Source organism: Pseudomonas sp. GW821-FHT01A09, assembly GCF_058986725.1.
Genome location: NZ_JBYSWB010000001.1, coordinates 60,412 through 79,159, shown reverse-complemented (window position 1 = coordinate 79,159; position 18,748 = coordinate 60,412). Strand labels below are relative to the sequence as shown.

General features: G+C 65.4%; 1 protein-coding gene. It reads left to right on the top strand.

The features are described 5' to 3' along the window. Window positions 1-178: 178 nt before the first annotated feature. On the top strand, window positions 179-18,745 hold the full coding sequence (locus AC3WJP_RS00260) for an Ig-like domain-containing protein (RefSeq protein ID WP_493719231.1): 18,567 nt from the start codon (window positions 179-181) through the stop codon (window positions 18,743-18,745). The last annotated feature ends 3 nt before the right edge of the window (window positions 18,746-18,748 follow it).

Below are 18,748 nucleotides of genomic sequence, written 5' to 3'. Positions count from 1 at the left end.
ACGTCAACAAACAGTCAAAAGCGCTGTTTCGTCGCGTGCCAATCTTAGGTCGGACGAGCGGCGTCATCTTCCCGTTGTCGTTGCCGATGGATAAGCAATGCCCTGAATAACGCGCGTAAGAGCACGCGCGCTCAGCGGCGGGGAATTTCAAGTCGTACGGCCGGAGGCCTGCCCGAACATGAACAAAAAACGTCATTCGCACAGTTCTTCCATTCGAATTGCCCTGGAAACCCGAATGATGTTCGACGGCGCTGCCGTCGTCACCGCAGATGCCGCTGCCCATGCGCCCGCCGCGGCGGCGGTTGCAGCGGCGGCTGCGGCACCGGCGGTGGATGCCCATGCCACGGCACCGGCCGATGCGCATACCGCAGCGCCCTCAGACGCGACCCATAACGATCCAACCCAGACGCCCAGTGCCGCTCAATCGGCGACACACAGCACCGATGCGCCGCCGGCCGCCGACGCCGGGCATGCCGTTGCAGACCAGGATCAACACCATTCGAGCGTGACCGATGCCCTGCACGACGCCCTCACCGCTACAGCCCCAGTGGATCTCGCTTCGGCCCGCCAGGAAATCTTCTTCGTCGACTCCAGTCTGCCCGACCTCAACACCCTCGTCGCCAACCTGCCAGCCCATGCCGACATCGTCTACCTGGACAGCCACAGCGATGGCCTGACGCAGATCGCCGCCGCCTTGCAGGGCCGGGAAAACGTCGACGCTATCCACATCATCACCCACGCCACCGAGGGCTCGGTGGTGATCGGCGACAGCATCCTCAACACTGCCTCGATCGAAGGCCAGTATCACGAAATCCTTGCCGAAATCGGCGCGCACATGAGCAGTACCGGCGATGTGCTGATCTACGGTTGCGACTTCGCCGCCGGCACCGATGGCGCGGCCACGGTGATGTCGCTGGCCCAGGCGCTGAACGCTGACGTCGCGGCGTCGACCAACACCACCGGTGTCGATGGCGACTGGGTGCTGGAAGACCATGTCGGCACCATTGAAACCGCATCCATTCAAGCCACCGACTGGCAGCATGACCTGCTGCTGACCAATGCCGACTCGGCCACGGTGTTCTACGGCAAGGGCAACGTCATCAACGTATTGGCCAACGATGCGCTCGGTGGTCTGCTGCAGTCGATGACCATTGGCGGCAATCCGACCCACGGCAGCATCGTGCTCAATGCCGACAACACCATCACCTACACGCCGACCGCCGGATCGTCCTATACCGGCACCGATACCTTTACCTACACCGTCAAGCTGGCCGGCATTCTCTTGCCGGAAACCCAGACCGTCACCGTATTCCTCGACCATCCACCGACCATCACTGCCCCCGCGCTGGTGAACGGCACCGAGGACAGCAACCTGACGTTGTCCGGCAGCAATGCCATCGTGATTGCCGACAGCGACGTCAGTCAGACCACTACCACCGTCACCCTGAGCGTGCCGGCCGGCAGCCTCGCCCTGGCCAGTGCCGCCGGCCTGACCTTCAGCCAAGGCAGTGCCAGCGGCAGCTCGATTCTGACCTTCAGCGGCAGCATCACGGCGGTCAACAGCGCCCTCAATGGTCTGACCTATACACCGATCGCCGACGCCAACAGCACCTCGGTCGCGCCGATCAACCTGACGGTCACCGCAGTCGACCCTTCCGGTGGCACCACCGTGTCCAACGTCGGCCTGGTGCTGGCGCCGGTGGCGGACATCGTCGCCGATACGGTGATCACCAAACAAAGCACTCCCGCCAGTTTCAACGTGCTGGCCAATGACAATTTCGAGAACGCCGGGCGCGTGGTCACCGGCTACAGCGCGCCGGCTCACGGCAGCGTGACCGTCGACGCGCAAGGCAACGCGGTGTACACCCCGACCGCCGGCTATGCCGGCACCGATACCTTCACCTACACCGTCACCTCCGGCGGCAGCAGTGAAACCGCCACCGTCACCGTCACCACCCTGCTCAACTACGCGCCCACCATCAGCGCCCCGACCACCCAGACGTTCAACGAAGACACCACCCGGGTATTCTCCAGCGCCAACGGCAACGCCATCACCCTGGCCGATGCCAACAACGACATCCTCACCGTCACCCTGGCCTCGACCAAGGGCGTGCTGACCCTGTCGCAAACCACCGGCCTGACATTTACCAGTGGCGACGGCGTTGCCGATGCCAGCATGGTGGTGAGCGGTACCGCCGCCGCCATCAACGCCGCGCTCAATGGCCTGCAGTTCATTCCGGTGGCCGACTACAACGGCGCCGCGACCATTTCAGTGCAAGCCAGCGACGGCATCGCCGCGGTGCAAAGCACCAGCGTCGCGCTGAACCTGACCCCGGTGGCCGACGGCGTGGCCGACAGCGTGACCACCTCGATACTCACGCCGATCACCTTCGCGCCGCTGGCCAACGACAACTTCGAAGGCACTCCGAACGTCACCGCCATCAGCGCCCCGCTGCACGGCATCGCACTGCTGGTGGGCAACAGCATCACCTACACCCCGGCGCTGGGCTATTCGGGCACTGACACCTTCACCTACACCGTGACCTCCGGTGGCGTCACCGAAACCATCCCGATCACCGTGACCGTCGGCGATAACGCCCCCACCGGCCCGGCCTCGCTGGGCGCCCTGGCGACCGTCGACAAAGGCCTGGTGCTGGTCAATGTCGGCTTGCAGTTCCAGGACGCCGACCTGCTCGACGTACTGCGCTTCACCGCCACTGGTCTGCCAGCCGGCCTCACTATCGACCCGCTGCTGGGCACCATCACCGGTATCGTCGATGGGCATGCGTCGGTCAACGGCGTCAATGGCACCGGCACCTATAACGTGGTGGTCACGGCCACCGACCTCGCCGGCGCCAGCGTCAGCTCCAGCGGCACTATCGTGGTCACCAACCCTGCGCCGATCCCCTTGCTGGGCCTGTCGGTCGGTGGCAGCCAGGACGCCTTACTGGGCATCGGCGTACAGGCGCTGGCGATCATCGATCCGGACGGCGATGCCTTCAGCATCACCGCCGCCACCGCCGCCCATGGCACCGTGACCATCAACAACGATGGCTCGCTGAGCTACCAGCCGAATGTCAATTATTACGGTGCCGACACCATCACCTACACGGTGCGTGACGTCGACGGCGGCCAGGCCACCGGCTACGTCGCCGTGTTGCTGGCACAGGTACCGCACCTGCCGGTGCTGAGCCTGCCGACCATCCCGCTGCTGCTCGAAGACACCCCGTTGATCTTCGCCAACCTGCTGGGCCAGCAGATCAGCGTCGGCAACATCGATGGCGATGCGGTGACCATCGACCTGAATCTGCCGATCGGCGTGGGTGCCTTGAGCATCGCCAACATCAGCAACCACACCGGTGTGTCGCTGACCCAGACCAGCGATACCCTCGGCACGCACCTGAAAATCAGCGGCCTGACCGCCGACGTCAACGCCGCCCTCAACGACTTGATCTACACGCCGGCCGCCGACTACAACGGGCCGTTGAACATCACCATCGGCCTGGGCAAATTGCTGGGCGGCATCATCAGCGTCAATGCCACGCTGCCGATAGGTATCGCTGCGGTCGCCGACATCAATGACGACAACGTCACCGCCGTGCTCAACACGCCAACCTCCTTCAACGTACTGGCCAACGACACCTTCGAGAACGCCGGGCGCGTGGTCTCCAGCTACACCACACCGCTGCACGGCACCGTGACCATCGATGCCCAGGGCAACGCGATCTACACGCCGACCACCGGCTACACCGGCAGCGACAGCTTCACCTATACCGTCACCTCCAACGGCACCGTCGAGACCGCCACCGTCCATATCAACGCCATACTGCCCAACTATGCGCCGACCATCAGCGCGCCGACCACGCTGACCCTCAACGAGGACACCACCCAGGTGTTCTCCAGCGCCAACGGCAACGCCGTGACCGTCGCCGACCAGAACAACGACATCCTCACGGTCACCCTCAGCACCAACCATGGTGCCCTGACCCTGCAGCAAACCACCGGCCTGACCTTTACCAGCGGTGACGGCAACGCCGATGGCAGCATGACCTTCTCTGGCAGCTCGGCGGCGATCAACGCCGCACTCAACGGCATGAGGTTCATCCCCACCGCCGACTACAACGGCAGCGCCACCATCAGCGTGCAAGCCAGTGACGGGATCGCCGCGGTGCAGAGCTCAAGCATTGCCGTGACCATCAATCCAGTGGCCGATGGCGTCGCCGACAGCATCAGCACCGGGCCCCTGGCGCCGGTGACGTTCTTCCCGCTGGCCAACGACAATTTCGAAGGCACACCGATGATCACCGGCATCAGCCAGGGCGCTCATGGCCTGGTAGTGCTGGGCCTCAACGGCGCGGTCACCTACACCCCGGCGCTGGGCTATCTGGGCGCAGACAGCTTCACTTACACCGTGACCTCCGGTGGTGTCAGCGAGACCGTCACCGTCAACGTCACGGTCGGCAACCATGCGCCTACTGCCAATGGCAACCTCGGCACTCTGGCGGTGTTCGACAGTCAACTGGCGATCGCCGTACCGACGGCCCAGGCCTTCAACGATGTCGATACCCTCGACGTCCTGCACTACAGCGCCACCGGCCTGCCCGCTGGCTTGACCATCAACTCGCTGACCGGGCTGATCTCTGGCCAGGTCGATGGCCATGCATCGGTCAACGGCGTGAACGGCACCGGCACCTACAACGTAGTGGTCACCGCCACCGACCTGGCCGGCGCCAGCGTCACCTCCAGCGGCACCATCGTGGTCACCAACCCGGCACCGGTTCCGCTGGTGGGCCTGGTGGTCACCGGCAACGAAGACGTGCCGATCGACATCAGCGCCGCCGCCCTGGCGATCGTCGATCCGGACGGCGACGCCCTGACCATCACCGGTGCCACTGCCTTGCACGGCACTGTCGCCATCAACGCCAACGGTTCGATCCGCTACACCCCGAACGCCGACTACAACGGCATCGACACCATCACCTATCAGGTCCGCGATGCCGATGGCGCCACGGCCACCGGTTATGTCGCGGTGACCGTGCTGCCGATCGTCGACCTGCCGACCATCAAGCTGCCGTCCGTGACCCTACTGGCCGAAGACACGCCCCTGGTGTTCGCCAATATCCTTGGCCAGCATCTGGAGGTCGGCAACGTCGACGGCGATCTGGTCGACGTGCGCTTGAGCGTACCGGCGGGCCTGCTCAGCCTGACCAACAGCACCGGCGTCTCTTTGTCCGAGGGCAGTACCACCGGCTCCACCGTGCTGCATTTTTCCGGCACCACGGCAGCGATCAACGCTGCTCTGAACAACCTGGTCTACACCCCGGCCGCCGATTACAACGGCCCGCTCAATATCACCATCGGTCTGGGCCATTTGACGGCCGGCATCCTGACCGTCAACACCCTGCTGCCGATCAGCATCGCGCCGGTGGCCGATATCGTCGACGACCATGTCTCGACCGTGACCAACGCCGCGGTGTCGTTCAACGTCCTGGCCAACGACAGCTTCGAGAACGCCGGCCGCGTGGTCGACAGCCACACCGATCCACTGCACGGCAGCATCAGCATCGATGCCCCGGGCAACGTCACCTACACGCCTGCCACCGGTTTCACCGGTACCGACAGCTTCCAGTACACCGTGCTGTCCAATGGCACCTACGAGACCGCCACGGTCACCATCGCCATCAACACCGCGCCCAACACCAATCCGGTGGCCACGCCCATCGGCAACCAGAGCGGCACTGACAGCCAGCCCCTGAACATCGATGTGCACGGTTATTTCACTGACGCCGACACCAACGACACCCTGTCCTACAGCGCCACCGGCCTGCCCAGCGGCATCAGCATCTCCAGCACCGGGGTGATCACCGGCACGCTGGGCAGCAGCGCCTCGACGGCGGTGCCCAGCGGCGCTTACTCGGTAGTGGTCACCGCCAGCGACGGCCACGGCGGCCTGGTCAGCCAGAGTTTCGTGCTGGTGGTCGCCAACCCGGCACCGACCGCCAATGACGACACTGCCAGCGGCGCCGAAGACAGCGTCATCACCGGCAACGTGCTTACCAACGACTCCGATATCGACCGCGATACCCTGCAGGTCAGCACTACCCCCGTGCAAGGCCCGGCCCACGGCACCTTGGTACTCAACAGCGACGGCAGCTTCGCTTACACGCCGAATGCCAATTTCAACGGCACCGACTCCTTCACCTATCGGCTCATCGATGCCGATGGCGGCACCTCCACCGCTACCGTCATCCTCACCGTCAACCCGGTCAACGATGCGCCGATCAGCACCGGTACCATCGGCACGCAAACCAGCACCGACAGCAGCAACTTCAGCATCAACGTCGGCAACCGTTTCACCGATGTCGATGGCGACGCTCTGGCCTATACCGCGCTGGGCCTGCCGACCGGCCTGAGCATCAGCTCCGCCGGCCTGATCAGCGGCCAGTTGGGCAGTAGCGCCTCCCACGGCGGGCCTAATGGTGACGGCAGCTACAGCATCACCGTGACCGCCAGTGACGGTCACGGCGGCTCGGTCAGCCAGACCTTCGTACTCAATGTCGGCAACCCGGCGCCCACCACCGCCGACAGCAGCCAGACCACCAACGAAGACACCGCCTTCACCGCGACCCTGTCGGCCAACGATGTCGATCGCGATACCCTGACCTTCTCCGCCACCACCCCACCGGCCCACGGCACCCTGGTGCTGAATGCCAGCACCGGGCTCTATACCTACACCCCGGCGGCCAACTTCAACGGTACCGACAGCTTTACCTACCGCGTGGTGGACGCCGATGGCGGCGTTGCTACCGCGACCGTCAATATCACCGTCAACGCCGTCAACGATGCCCCCGAAGCGGTGGGCAGCATCGCTGCGCAGACCGGCATCGACGCCGCCGGCTTCAACCTCGACGTTGCCAACCGCTTCAGTGATGTCGATGGCGACACCCTGAGCTACAGCGCCAGCAACCTGCCGGCCGGTCTCGGCATCGACGCCAACGGCGTGATCAGCGGTACCCTGGCTCCCAACGCTTCCCATAGCGGCCTCAACGGCACCGGCCTGTACAACGTGGTCATCACCGCCAGCGACCCGAGCGGCGCGAGCATCACCCAGAGCTTTACCCTTAACGTCAGCAACCCGGTACCGCTAAGCGCCAACAGCGCCCAGATCACCGCCGAGGACACGCCGATCACCGCCACGCTGACCGCGACCGACGACGATGTGGTGACCTTCACGCCGGCCACCGGCCCGAGTCACGGCACTCTGGTGCTCAATGGCACCACCGGCGTGTATACCTATACGCCGAACAGCAACTTCAACGGCAGCGACAGCTTCACCTACACCGTCACCGACGCCGATGGCGCCACCACCACCGCCACCGTCAGCTTCACCGTCACACCGGTCAACGATGCCCCCGTGACCAATGGCACCATCGCGGCGCAGACCGGCAATGACGGCGCGCCATTCAGTCTCAACGTCGCTGGCGCCTTCGCCGATGTCGACAACGACACCCTCAGCTTCGGCGCCACTGGCCTGCCGGCCGGGCTGAGCATAGATCCGGCCACCGGGCTGATCTCCGGCACCCTGGCCAGCAGCGCCTCGCAAGGCGGCACCGGTGGTGTCTACAGCGTCACCATCATCGCCAACGACGGGCATGGCGCCACCGTGGCCCAGGTCTTCAACCTGACGGTCAGCAACCCGGCGCCCACCGCCAGCAACAGCACCCTGGTGCTCGACGAAGACACCGTCGCCACCGGCAACCTGCTGGTCAACGCCAACGATATCGACGGCGACACCCTGCGCCTGGATACCACCCCGGTGACCGCGCCACAACACGGCACACTGGTACTCAACGCCAACGGCACCTACATCTACACCCCGGCCAGCGATTTCCATGGCAGCGATACCTTCAGCTATCGGGTCATAGACGCCGACGGCGCCGCGGTCACTGCGACGGTCGCCATTACCGTCAATTCGGTCAACGATGCGCCCGTCGCCAACGGCACCCTCGCCGCTCAGAGCACCAACGACAGCAGTGCCTTCAGCCTCGACGCCAGCAATGCCTTCCGCGACGTCGACAGCACCTTGAGCTACAGCGTGACCGGTCTGCCCACGGGCTTGAGCATCGACCCGGCCACCGGGCTGATCTCCGGCAACGTGGCCAGCAGCGCCTCGCAAGGTGGCAGCGGCGGCGTCTACAGCGTGGTGGTCAGCGCCAGCGATGGCCAGGCCAGCGTCACCCAGACCTTCACCCTGACGGTCAGCAATCCGGCGCCGACCGCCAACACGCTCACCGTCACCCTGGCCGAGGACGCCAGCGCTACCGGCAACCTGCTGCTCAATGCCAACGATCCGGACGGCGACGTTCTGCGGCTCGACACCACGCCCGTGAGCGCACCACTGCACGGCAGCCTGACCTTGAACGCCAATGGCACCTACACCTACACGCCCAACGCCAACTTCAATGGCACCGACAGCTTCAGCTACCGGGTATTCGACGCCGACAATGCGTCGGTGATCGCCACCGTGAACTTCACCGTCACGCCGGGCTATGACGCCCCCGTGGTCAACGGCACCTTACCGGCCCTGAGCGCCAACGATCACGGCCCGGTCAGCGTCAACGTCACCGGCGCGTTCACCGACATCGACGGGACCGCGCTGACGTACGCTGCCAGCGGCCTGCCCAGCGGCATCAGTATCGACCCCGCGACAGGCCTGATCAGCGGTACCCTGGGCAGCAGCGCCTCCACCGAAGGCCCAGGTGGCCACGGCGTGTACACCATCGTGGTGACTGCCAGCGATGGCCAGGGCGGCATTGCGACCCAGACGTTCACCCTGACTGCCAACAACATTGCGCCCACGGCCAGCAACGGTACCGTGCCGGTGGCCGAAGACAGCGTCGCCAACGGCACCCTGCTGAACAATGCCAGCGATGCCGACGGCGATGCCTTGACGTTCGTTGCCACCAGCCAGCCGACCCATGGCACCTTGGTACTCAACGCCAATGGCAGCTACAGCTACACACCAGCGGCCAACTACAACGGCAGCGACAGCTTCAACTATCGGGTCACCGACGCTGACGGTGGTACTACCACGGCCACTCTCACTTTCAACGTCACCCCGGTGTACGACGCCCCAAGCGCCGGCGCGCCGATCGCCGCAGTAAGCGCCAACGACAGCAGCGCGGTCAGCCTCAATGTCGCCGGCAACTTCAACAACGTCGACAATGCGGCGCTCATTTACAGTGCCAGCGGCCTGCCCAATGGCATCAGCATCAACCCCACCACCGGCCTGATCAGCGGCACTTTGGGCAGCAGCGCTTCGACCTCGAGCCCCGATGCCAATGGCGTCTACACCATCGCCGTGACCGTCACCGACACCACCGGCGCCACCGCGACCCAGCTGTTCACCCTGACGGCGGTCAACACCCTGCCAGTGGCCAGCAACAGCACCGTCAACCTGCTCGAAGACAGCGCCGCAGTGGCCGGCGACCTGCGCGGCAGTGCCAGCGACGCCGATGGCGACGCCTTGACCTTCGCCGTCACCAGCGGCCCGAACCACGGCAGCTTGACCTTCAACGCCAACGGCACCTACAGCTACACCCCGAGCGCCAACTACAACGGCGCCGACAGCTTCACTTACCGCGTCACCGATGCCGACGGCGCGGTCAGCACGGCGGTGGTCACTTTCAATATCGCCCCGGTGTACGACGCCCCCGTGGCCGGTACCCCGATCAGCACCCAGGTCGCCAACGACAGCAGCGCCATCAGCCTCAACGTCGCCGGCAACTTCAGCGATGCCGACAACCGAGCCCTGACCTACAGTGCCAGCGGCCTGCCCGCTGGCCTGAGCATCAACGCCACCACCGGCCTGATCAGCGGTACCCTCGGCAGCAGCGCCTCGGCCTTGGGCGCCGGTGGCAACTACAACGTGGTCATCACCGCCAGCGATGGCCTGGGCGGCATCGCCACCCAGGCGTTCACCTTCACTGCGGTCAACACCCTGCCGGTGGCCAGCAACGCCACCATCGACCTCAACGAAGACAGCGCTTTCAACGGCGACCTGCGCACCAACACCGCTGATGCCGACGGCGATTCGCTGACGTTCGTGGTCAGCAGCGGACCGACTCACGGCAGCCTGACCTTCAATGCCAATGGCACCTACACCTACACCCCGACCGCCAATTTCAACGGCAACGACAGCTTCAGCTACCGTGTCACCGACGCCGATGGCGCGGTCAGTAACGCGGTCATCACCTTCAACATCGCCCCGGTGTACGACGCTCCCGTGGCCGGCACGCCGGTCAGCGCCCAGACTGCCAACGACGGCAGCGTTGTCAGCCTCAATGTGGCCGGCAACTTCAGCGATGCCGATAACCGCGCCCTGGTCTTCAGCGCCAGCGGCCTGCCCACGGGCCTGAGCATCGACGCCAATACCGGCCTCATCAGCGGCACCCTGAACAGCAGCGCCTCCACCCAGGGCATCAACGGCAGCGCCAACTACAGCGTCATCGTCACGGTCAACGACGGCCTGGGCGGCAGCGCCACCCAGACCTTCACCTTCACTGCCGTCAATACCTTGCCGGTGGCCAGCAATGCCACGGTCAATCTGCTCGAAGACACTTCGGTGACCGGCACCTTGGCCAACAACGCCAGCGACGCCGACGGCGACGTGCTGACTTACGCCGTCACCAGCGGCCCAAGCCACGGCAGCCTGCAGTTCAATCCTGGCACCGGTGGCTACACCTACACCCCGGTCGGCAACTACAACGGCAGCGACAGCTTCAGTTACCGGGTCACCGATGCCGATGGTGCCGTCAGCACCGCCGTCATCACCTTCAATGTCGCGCCGGTCTACGATGCTCCCCAAGCCAACGGCAACCTGCCGGCCCTGAGCGCCAACGACAGCAGCGTCATCAATCTCAACGTCGCCAGCAGCTTCAGCGATGCCGACAACCGTGCCTTGACCTACAGCGCCAGCGGCTTGCCCGCCGGCCTGAGCATCGACGCCAACACCGGTCTGATCAGCGGCACCTTGAACAGCAGCGCCTCGACCCAGGGCAATGGCGGCAGCGGCAGCTACAACATCGTAATCACCGCCAGTGACACGCTGGGCGGCAGCGCTACCCAGGCGTTCGTGCTCACCGCAGTCAACACCCTGCCGACCGCCAGCGGTACCAGCCTCACCCTGGCCGAAGACACCGTCGCCACGGGCGATCTGCACACGCTGTCCGGCGATGCCGACAACGACACACTCACCTACAGCGTTGCCCAGGCCCCGGCCAACGGCGTCCTGGTGATCAACGCCAACGGCACTTACAGCTACACGCCGAACGCCAACTTCAACGGCACCGACAGCTTCAGCTATCGGGTCACTGACGCCGACAACGCCACCACTGTCGCCACCATCAGCCTGACCATTACCCCGGTCTACGACGCACCGAGTACCAACGGCCCGATCGCGGCGCAACAGGCCAACGACAGCAGCACCTTCAACCTCGCTGTGGGCAATCGTTTCGCCGACGCCGATGGCGCTACCCTGACCTTCAGCGCCACCGGCCTGCCCGCTGGCGTGAGCATCGATCCGACCTCAGGCCTGATCAGCGGTACCCTGGGCAGCAGTGCCTCAAGCCAAGGCACCGATGGCAATGGCGGCGCACCTGGCAGCGGTGGCAACTACAGCATCGTCGTCACCGCCAGCGATGGTGTCGGCGGCAGTATCAGTCAGACCTTCGTGCTCACCGCGATCAACCCGGCGCCAGTGGCCGGCGACGCGGCCATCAGTCTCGGCGAGCACAGCAGCACCAGCGGCAACCTCAACAACTACGCCACTGACGCGGACCGCGACGCCCTGACCTTCAGCATCGTCAGCCCGGTCAGCAACGGCAACCTGGCGCTCAATGCCAACGGCAGCTTTACTTACACACCCAATAACACCTTCGTCGGCAGTGACAGCCTGACCTACCGCGTCACCGATGCCGACGGTGGCACCAGCACCGCGGTGCTGGTCTTCAACGTGGTCGCCGACAATGGCGGTCCGGTGCCCAACGGTACGATTTCGACCCTGGTCGCCAACGACCACAGCGCGGTCAATCTCAACGTCGCCGGCGCCTTCATCGACAACACAGCCGGGGCGCATCTGACCTACAGCGCCAGCAATCTGCCCACCGGTTTGAGCATCGACAGCGCCACCGGGATCATCACCGGCACCCTCGACAGCAGCGCCTCTGCCTTGGCGCCCGGTGGCGGCGGCAACTACCAGGTGACCATTACCGCCACCGACGATTTCAACCGCAGCGCGACCCAGAGCTTCACGCTCAGCGCGGTCAACACGGTGCCGATCGCCAACAACGCCACCTTGACCATCGGTGAAGATGGCACCGCGACAGGTAACCTCAACGATTACGTGACCGATACCGACGGCGACGCCCTGACGTTCTCGACCGTGCAGCAGCCAAGCCACGGCACCCTGACCATCAACCCGGTCACGGGCGCCTACACCTACGTGCCGAACGCCAATTTCAACGGCACCGATAACTTCATCTATCAGGCCACCGACGTCGACGGCGGCTTCGGTCGCTCCACTGTCATCACTATCGTCACCCCGGCCTACGATGGCCCGTTGCCCAACGGCACGCTGCCGACCCTGACCGCCTTCGATCACAGTAGCGTCAACCTCAACATCGCCAATGCTTTCAGCGACGCTGATGGCACCGCCTTGACCTACAGCGCCAGCAACCTCCCCACCGGCCTGACCCTCGACCCCAACACCGGGCTGATCACCGGTACCCTGAGCAGTAGCGCGTCGACCCTGGGCAGCAATGGCGCCGGTGGTGCCGGCGGCAACTACACGGTGATCATCACCGCCAGCGACGGCCTGGGCGGCTCCGCGACTCAGAGCTTCACCCTGGTGGCGGTCAACACCCTGCCAGTGGCGAGCAACGCCACCGTCAATCTGCTCGAAGACACCCCGGTGAGCGGCTCTCTGGCCAGCACCAGCAGCGACGTCGACGGCGACACCCTGACGTTCGCGGCCATCACCCAACCGGCCCATGGCAGCCTCAGCCTCAATGTCGCGACCGGGGCCTACACCTATACCCCGGCGGGCAATTTCAACGGCACCGACAGCTTCAGCTACTCGGTGACCGACGCCGATGGTGCGGTCAGCAACGCGATGATCACCTTCACTGTGGCGCCGGTCTACGACGCCCCCGTCACCACCGCACCGATCACCGCCATTACCGCCAACGACCACAGCAGCGTCAGCGTCAATGTCACTGGCAACTTCAGCAGCCCCGACAACCTGCCGTTGACCTACAGCGCCACCGGTCTGCCCGCTGGCATCACTCTGGACCCGAACACCGGCCTGCTCGGCGGTACCTTGAGCAGCAGCGCTTCGACCTTGGCCCCGGGCGGCCTGTACACCATCGTGGTCAGCGCCAGCGATGGCCAGACCAGCATCAGCCAGAGCTTTACCCTGACGGCGGTCAACACGCTGCCGGTCGCCAGCAATGCCACCGTCAACCTCGTTGAAGACAGCACCAGCACCGGCGACCTGCGCAATAACGCCACTGACGCCGACCAGGACGCCCTGAGCTTTGCCGTGACCACCGGTCCGACCCATGGCAGCCTGCTGTTCAACGCCAATGGCAGCTACACCTACACGCCAAACGCCAATTTCAACGGCAGCGACAGCTTCAGCTACCGCGTGACCGACGCCGACAGTGGCACCAGCAGCATCGCCACCATCACCTTCAACGTCGCTGCGGTGTACGACGCGCCGACCACCAATGGCACCATCGCCGCGCAGACCGGCAACGACGGCAGCAGCTTCAACCTCAATGTCGCCGGCAATTTCAGCGACGTCGACAACACCCCGCTGACCTACAGCGCCAGCGGCCTGCCCACAGGCCTGGCCATCGATCCCGACACCGGTCTGATCAGCGGCACCCTGGGCAGCAGCGCTTCTACCGGCGGCAGCAACGGCGCCGGCGGCCCGGGCAACAGCTACACCGTGACGGTCAGCGCTACCGACGGCCTGAATACCGTTACCCAGACCTTCACCCTTACCGCCTTCAATATCGCGCCAACGGCCAACAACGCCACCGTGCCGCTCCTCGAAGACAGCATCGCCACCGGTAACCTCAACAACTACGCCAGCGATACCGACGGCGACGCCCTGACCTTCAGTGCCAGCACTCAACCGACACATGGTGTGCTGGTGCTCAATGCCAACGGCACCTTCACCTATACCCCCGTGGCCAACTTCAACGGCGCGGACAGTTTCAACTACACGGTCACCGATGCCGACGGCGCCAGCCGTACCGCGACCCTGACGTTCAATGTCGCACCGGTCCACGACGCGCCGGCGGTCACTACGTCGATCGCCAACCTGACCGCCAACGACCATGGCAGCGTCAGCGTCAATGTCTCAGGCAACTTCACCAGCGTCGACAATCTGCCGCTGACCTACAGCGCCACCGGCTTGCCTGCGGGCGTCACCCTCGACCCGGCCACCGGCCTGCTCAGTGGCACCTTGAGCAGCAGCGCATCGGCCCTCGCACCGGGCGGCCAGTACAGCATCGTGGTCAGCGCCAGCGACGGCATCAGCAGCACCAGCCAGACATTCGTGCTGACCGCGGTCAACACCCTGCCGACGGCCACCAGCAGCACCGTCAACCTCAGCGAAGATACGACTGCCAACGGCGACCTGCGCCTTAGCGCCAGCGATGCCGACCAGGACGCGCTCAGCTTTGCCGTCGCCAATGGCCCCGCCCACGGCAGCCTTGCCCTCAACGCCAACGGCACCTACAGCTACACCCCGGCCGCCAACTTCAACGGCAGCGACAGCTTCACCTACACCGTCACCGATGCCGACGGCGCGGTCACCAGCGCGACCCTGACCTTCAACGTGGCACCGGCCTATGACGCACCCGGCGCCGGCACGCCGATCGCCACGGTCACCGCCAACGACCACAGCAGCGTCAGCATCAACGCGGGCGGCAATTTCACCAATGTCGACAACGCCACCCTGACCTACAGCGCCACCGGTCTGCCCACTGGCCTGAGCATCGATCCGGCCACCGGCCTGATCAGCGGCACCCTCAGCAGCAGCGCATCGGCGCAGGGCAGTAACGGCAGCGGCGGCGCCAACACCGGCGGCAACTACAGCATCGTGGTCAGCGCCAGCGATGGCATCAACACCGCCACCCAGACCTTCACCCTGACGGCCGTGAACACCTTGCCGGTGGCCGCCAACGCCAACCTGGCGCTGCCTGCCGGCAGTAACGTCAGCGCCAGCCTGCTCAACTATGCCCAGGACGCCGACGGTGACGTGCTGAGCTTCACCGCCAACAGCGTGCCGACCCACGGCACCCTGGTGCTCAGCGCCAATGGCAGCTTCACCTACACCCCGACGCTGGGCTACATCGGTACCGATACCCTGACCTACACCGTGACCGATGCCGATGGCGCCAGCACCACCGCGACCCTGACCTTCAACGTTGCGGCCGGCTACCTGCCGCCCGCCGCCAACGGCAGCGTGGCGCCGCTCAATGCGGCCGATCATTCTCAGGTCAACGTCAATGTCGCGGGCAACTTCAGCGATGCCAACGGCAACCCCCTGACCTACAGCGCCGCCGGCCTGCCCACCGGGTTGAGCATCGACCCCGGTACCGGCTTGATCACCGGTACCCTGAGCAGCAGCGCGTCGACCCAGGGCATCGGCGGCAGCGGTACCTACACCGTGGTCATCACCGCCAGCGATGGCTTGGGCGGCAGCGCCACGCAAACCTTCGCCCTTACCGCGATGAACACCCTGCCGAGCGCCACCGGCACCACCCTGAATGTCAACGAGGATGGCACCGCCAGCGGCGATCTGCGCAGCGTGGTCACCGATATCGACGGCGACGCCTTGAGCTTCGCCGCCGTCACCCCGCCGGCTCACGGCACCCTGGTGCTCAACGCCAACGGGCTCTACACCTACACGCCAGCGGCCAACTTCAACGGCAGCGACAGCTTCACCTATCAAGTGACCGACGCCGATGGCGCCAGCGCAACGGCGACCATCGTCATCAACGTAGCGCAAGTGCTCGATGCGCCGAGCGCCAATGGTAGCGTCGCGGCGCAAGCGGCCAACGACGGGTCCAGCTTCAGCCTCAGCGTGGCCGGCAACTTCAACAATCCTGACAACGTGCCACTGAGCTACAGCGCCACTGGCTTGCCTGCCGGCCTGGCCATCGACGGTAACGGTCTTATCACCGGTACCCTGGGCAGCAGCGCTTCGGTGCTGGGCAGCAATGGCGCCGGCGGGCCCGGCGGCAACTACACGGTGGTGGTCAGCGTCACGGACGGCACCCATACCGTCACCCAAAGCTTCGTGCTCACCGCCATCAACACCGTGCCCACGGTCAGCAACGCCAGCGTGCCGGTGCCCGAGGACGGTTCCGTCACGGGTGACCTCAACAGCATCGCCAGCGATGTCGACCAGGACGCCCTGACCTTCAGTGCCAACAGCCAGCCGGCCCATGGCGTGCTGGTGCTCAACGCCAACGGGAGCTACACCTACACGCCGGTGGCCAACTTCAACGGCAGCGACAGCTTCAACTACACCGTCACCGACGCCGATGGCGCCAGCCGCACCGCGACCCTGACCTTCAACGTCACCCCGGCCTACGATGCGCCGAGCGTGACCGCGCAGATCGCCACCCAGACCGCCAACGACCACAGCAGCGTCAGCCTCGACGTCGCCAGCAATTTCACCAGCGTCGACAACCTGCCGCTGACCTACAGCGCCACCGGGCTGCCGGCCGGCCTGAGCATCGATCCCAACACCGGCCTGATCAGCGGCACCCTGAGCAGCAGTGCGTCGTCGCTGGGCAGCAACGGCAGCGGTGGCCCCGGCGGCAACTACAGCGTGGTCGTCAGTGCCAGCGATGGCATCTCGAGCGTAAGCCAGACGTTCACCCTGACCGCGGTCAACACCCTGCCGACCGCCACCAACGCCAGCGTCACCGTACAACAAGGCAGCGACCTCATCGGTAACCTGAGCAACTACGCCAGCGACGCCGATGGCGATGCCCTGAGTTTCACTGCCGCGACCCAGCCCGCCCACGGCGTGCTCAGCGTCGGAGCCAATGGCGTCTACACCTACACGCCGACTGCAGGCTTCATCGGCCAGGACAGCTTCACCTATCAGGTGACCGATGCCGACGGTGGGGTGACCTTGGCCACCGTGGTCGTCAACGTCTCGACCCAGCCGGACCAGGCGCCCGTGGTCAGCGCGCCTGTGCCGACTCAGACGGCGACCGATGGCGCCACCTTCAATCTCAACGTCGCGAACGCGTTCAGCGATCCGGATGGCGACACCCTGACCTACAGCGTCAGCGGGCTGCCCAACGGCCTGACCTTCAATCCGCAGACCGGGCAGATCACCGGCACTCTACCCGGCAATGCCTCGAGCCAGGCACCCGGGGGCGTCTACACCCTGACCCTGACCGCCAGCGACGGCACGGTCTCGGTCAGTCAGCAGGTCGAACTGGTGGTCAGCAACCCGCTGCCCGTCACCACCGGCGCGAGCTACACCCTGCCCGAGGACAGCTCGATCAGCGGCGTGCTCACGGCCAGCGATCCGGACGGCGACAGCTTCACCTTCGGTATCGCCCAAGGCCCGACTCACGGCAGCCTGACGCTCAATGCCAACGGCAGCTTCACTTACGTGCCCAACCCGGACTTCAACGGCACCGACAGCTTTACCTATCAGGTCCGCGACAGCGACGGCGGTATCACCAACGCGGTGGTGAGCTTCACCGTGACGCCGGTCAACGACACGCCCGTGCTCGTCACTCCGCCGGGAACCGTCGTAGTGCCTCCTGATGGCCCGACCGTCATCGATGTGCTGCCCGGTATCAGCGATGCGGATGGCGACCCGCTCACCGTGGTCGGTGCCGGCGCCAGCAGTGGCACCGTGGTGATCAACCCCAATGGCACGCTGACCTACACCCCGGCCCCAGGCTACAGCGGCCCAGCCACCCTGACGTACACGGTCAGCGATGGTGCCGGCGGCAGCCTCACCGCCACGATCACACTGTCGGTCAGCGCCGCGCCTGGGAACGGCGGTGGTACGGGTACTGGCTCGGGGACTGGTACGGGAGGGGGAACGGGAACGGGTGCTACCACGCCGGACGGCTTCGTCGGCGTGACCAGCACGCAGATCGTCACCGCTGGCCTGACCGGCATTCCGCCAAGTTACACATCGCCTGAATTCTCGACCTACGCCCGGGTCACCCACTACGACCCGGTGCTGCTCGATGCGGTCAACGGCGTCAAGCGCCTGGACGGCCTGACTCAGCTCAGCGAAGACCGGCCCATGCAGGAGGTCGCCACCGGCATGGCACCGCTGGCCGCCACCACCGAGATCAGCAGCAACGCAGCGCCCATGGCTCAGGCTACCGGCGATCTGCAGGAGCAGAACCGTCAGCAACTGGACGTCGATGACATGCGTGCGGGCGCACCGGGCACCACTCAAGAGGCGCCCACTCAGGCGCCGCCAGCCGCCACCGAGCCTGCCACTGCCCCAGGCGCCGCCGCCCCTGAGACAGCGCCACAACAGGCGCCTGGCAGCGGTGGCGATAATCCGCAGGCCAATAACGTGACGCCGCTGCCGTTGACCCTCAACGAGCAGCTGCAGGCCGCCAGTCAGGCACGCCTGGCCGAACGTGACGCGCTGGCCCGGTTGCTGGCGAGTTGAAGA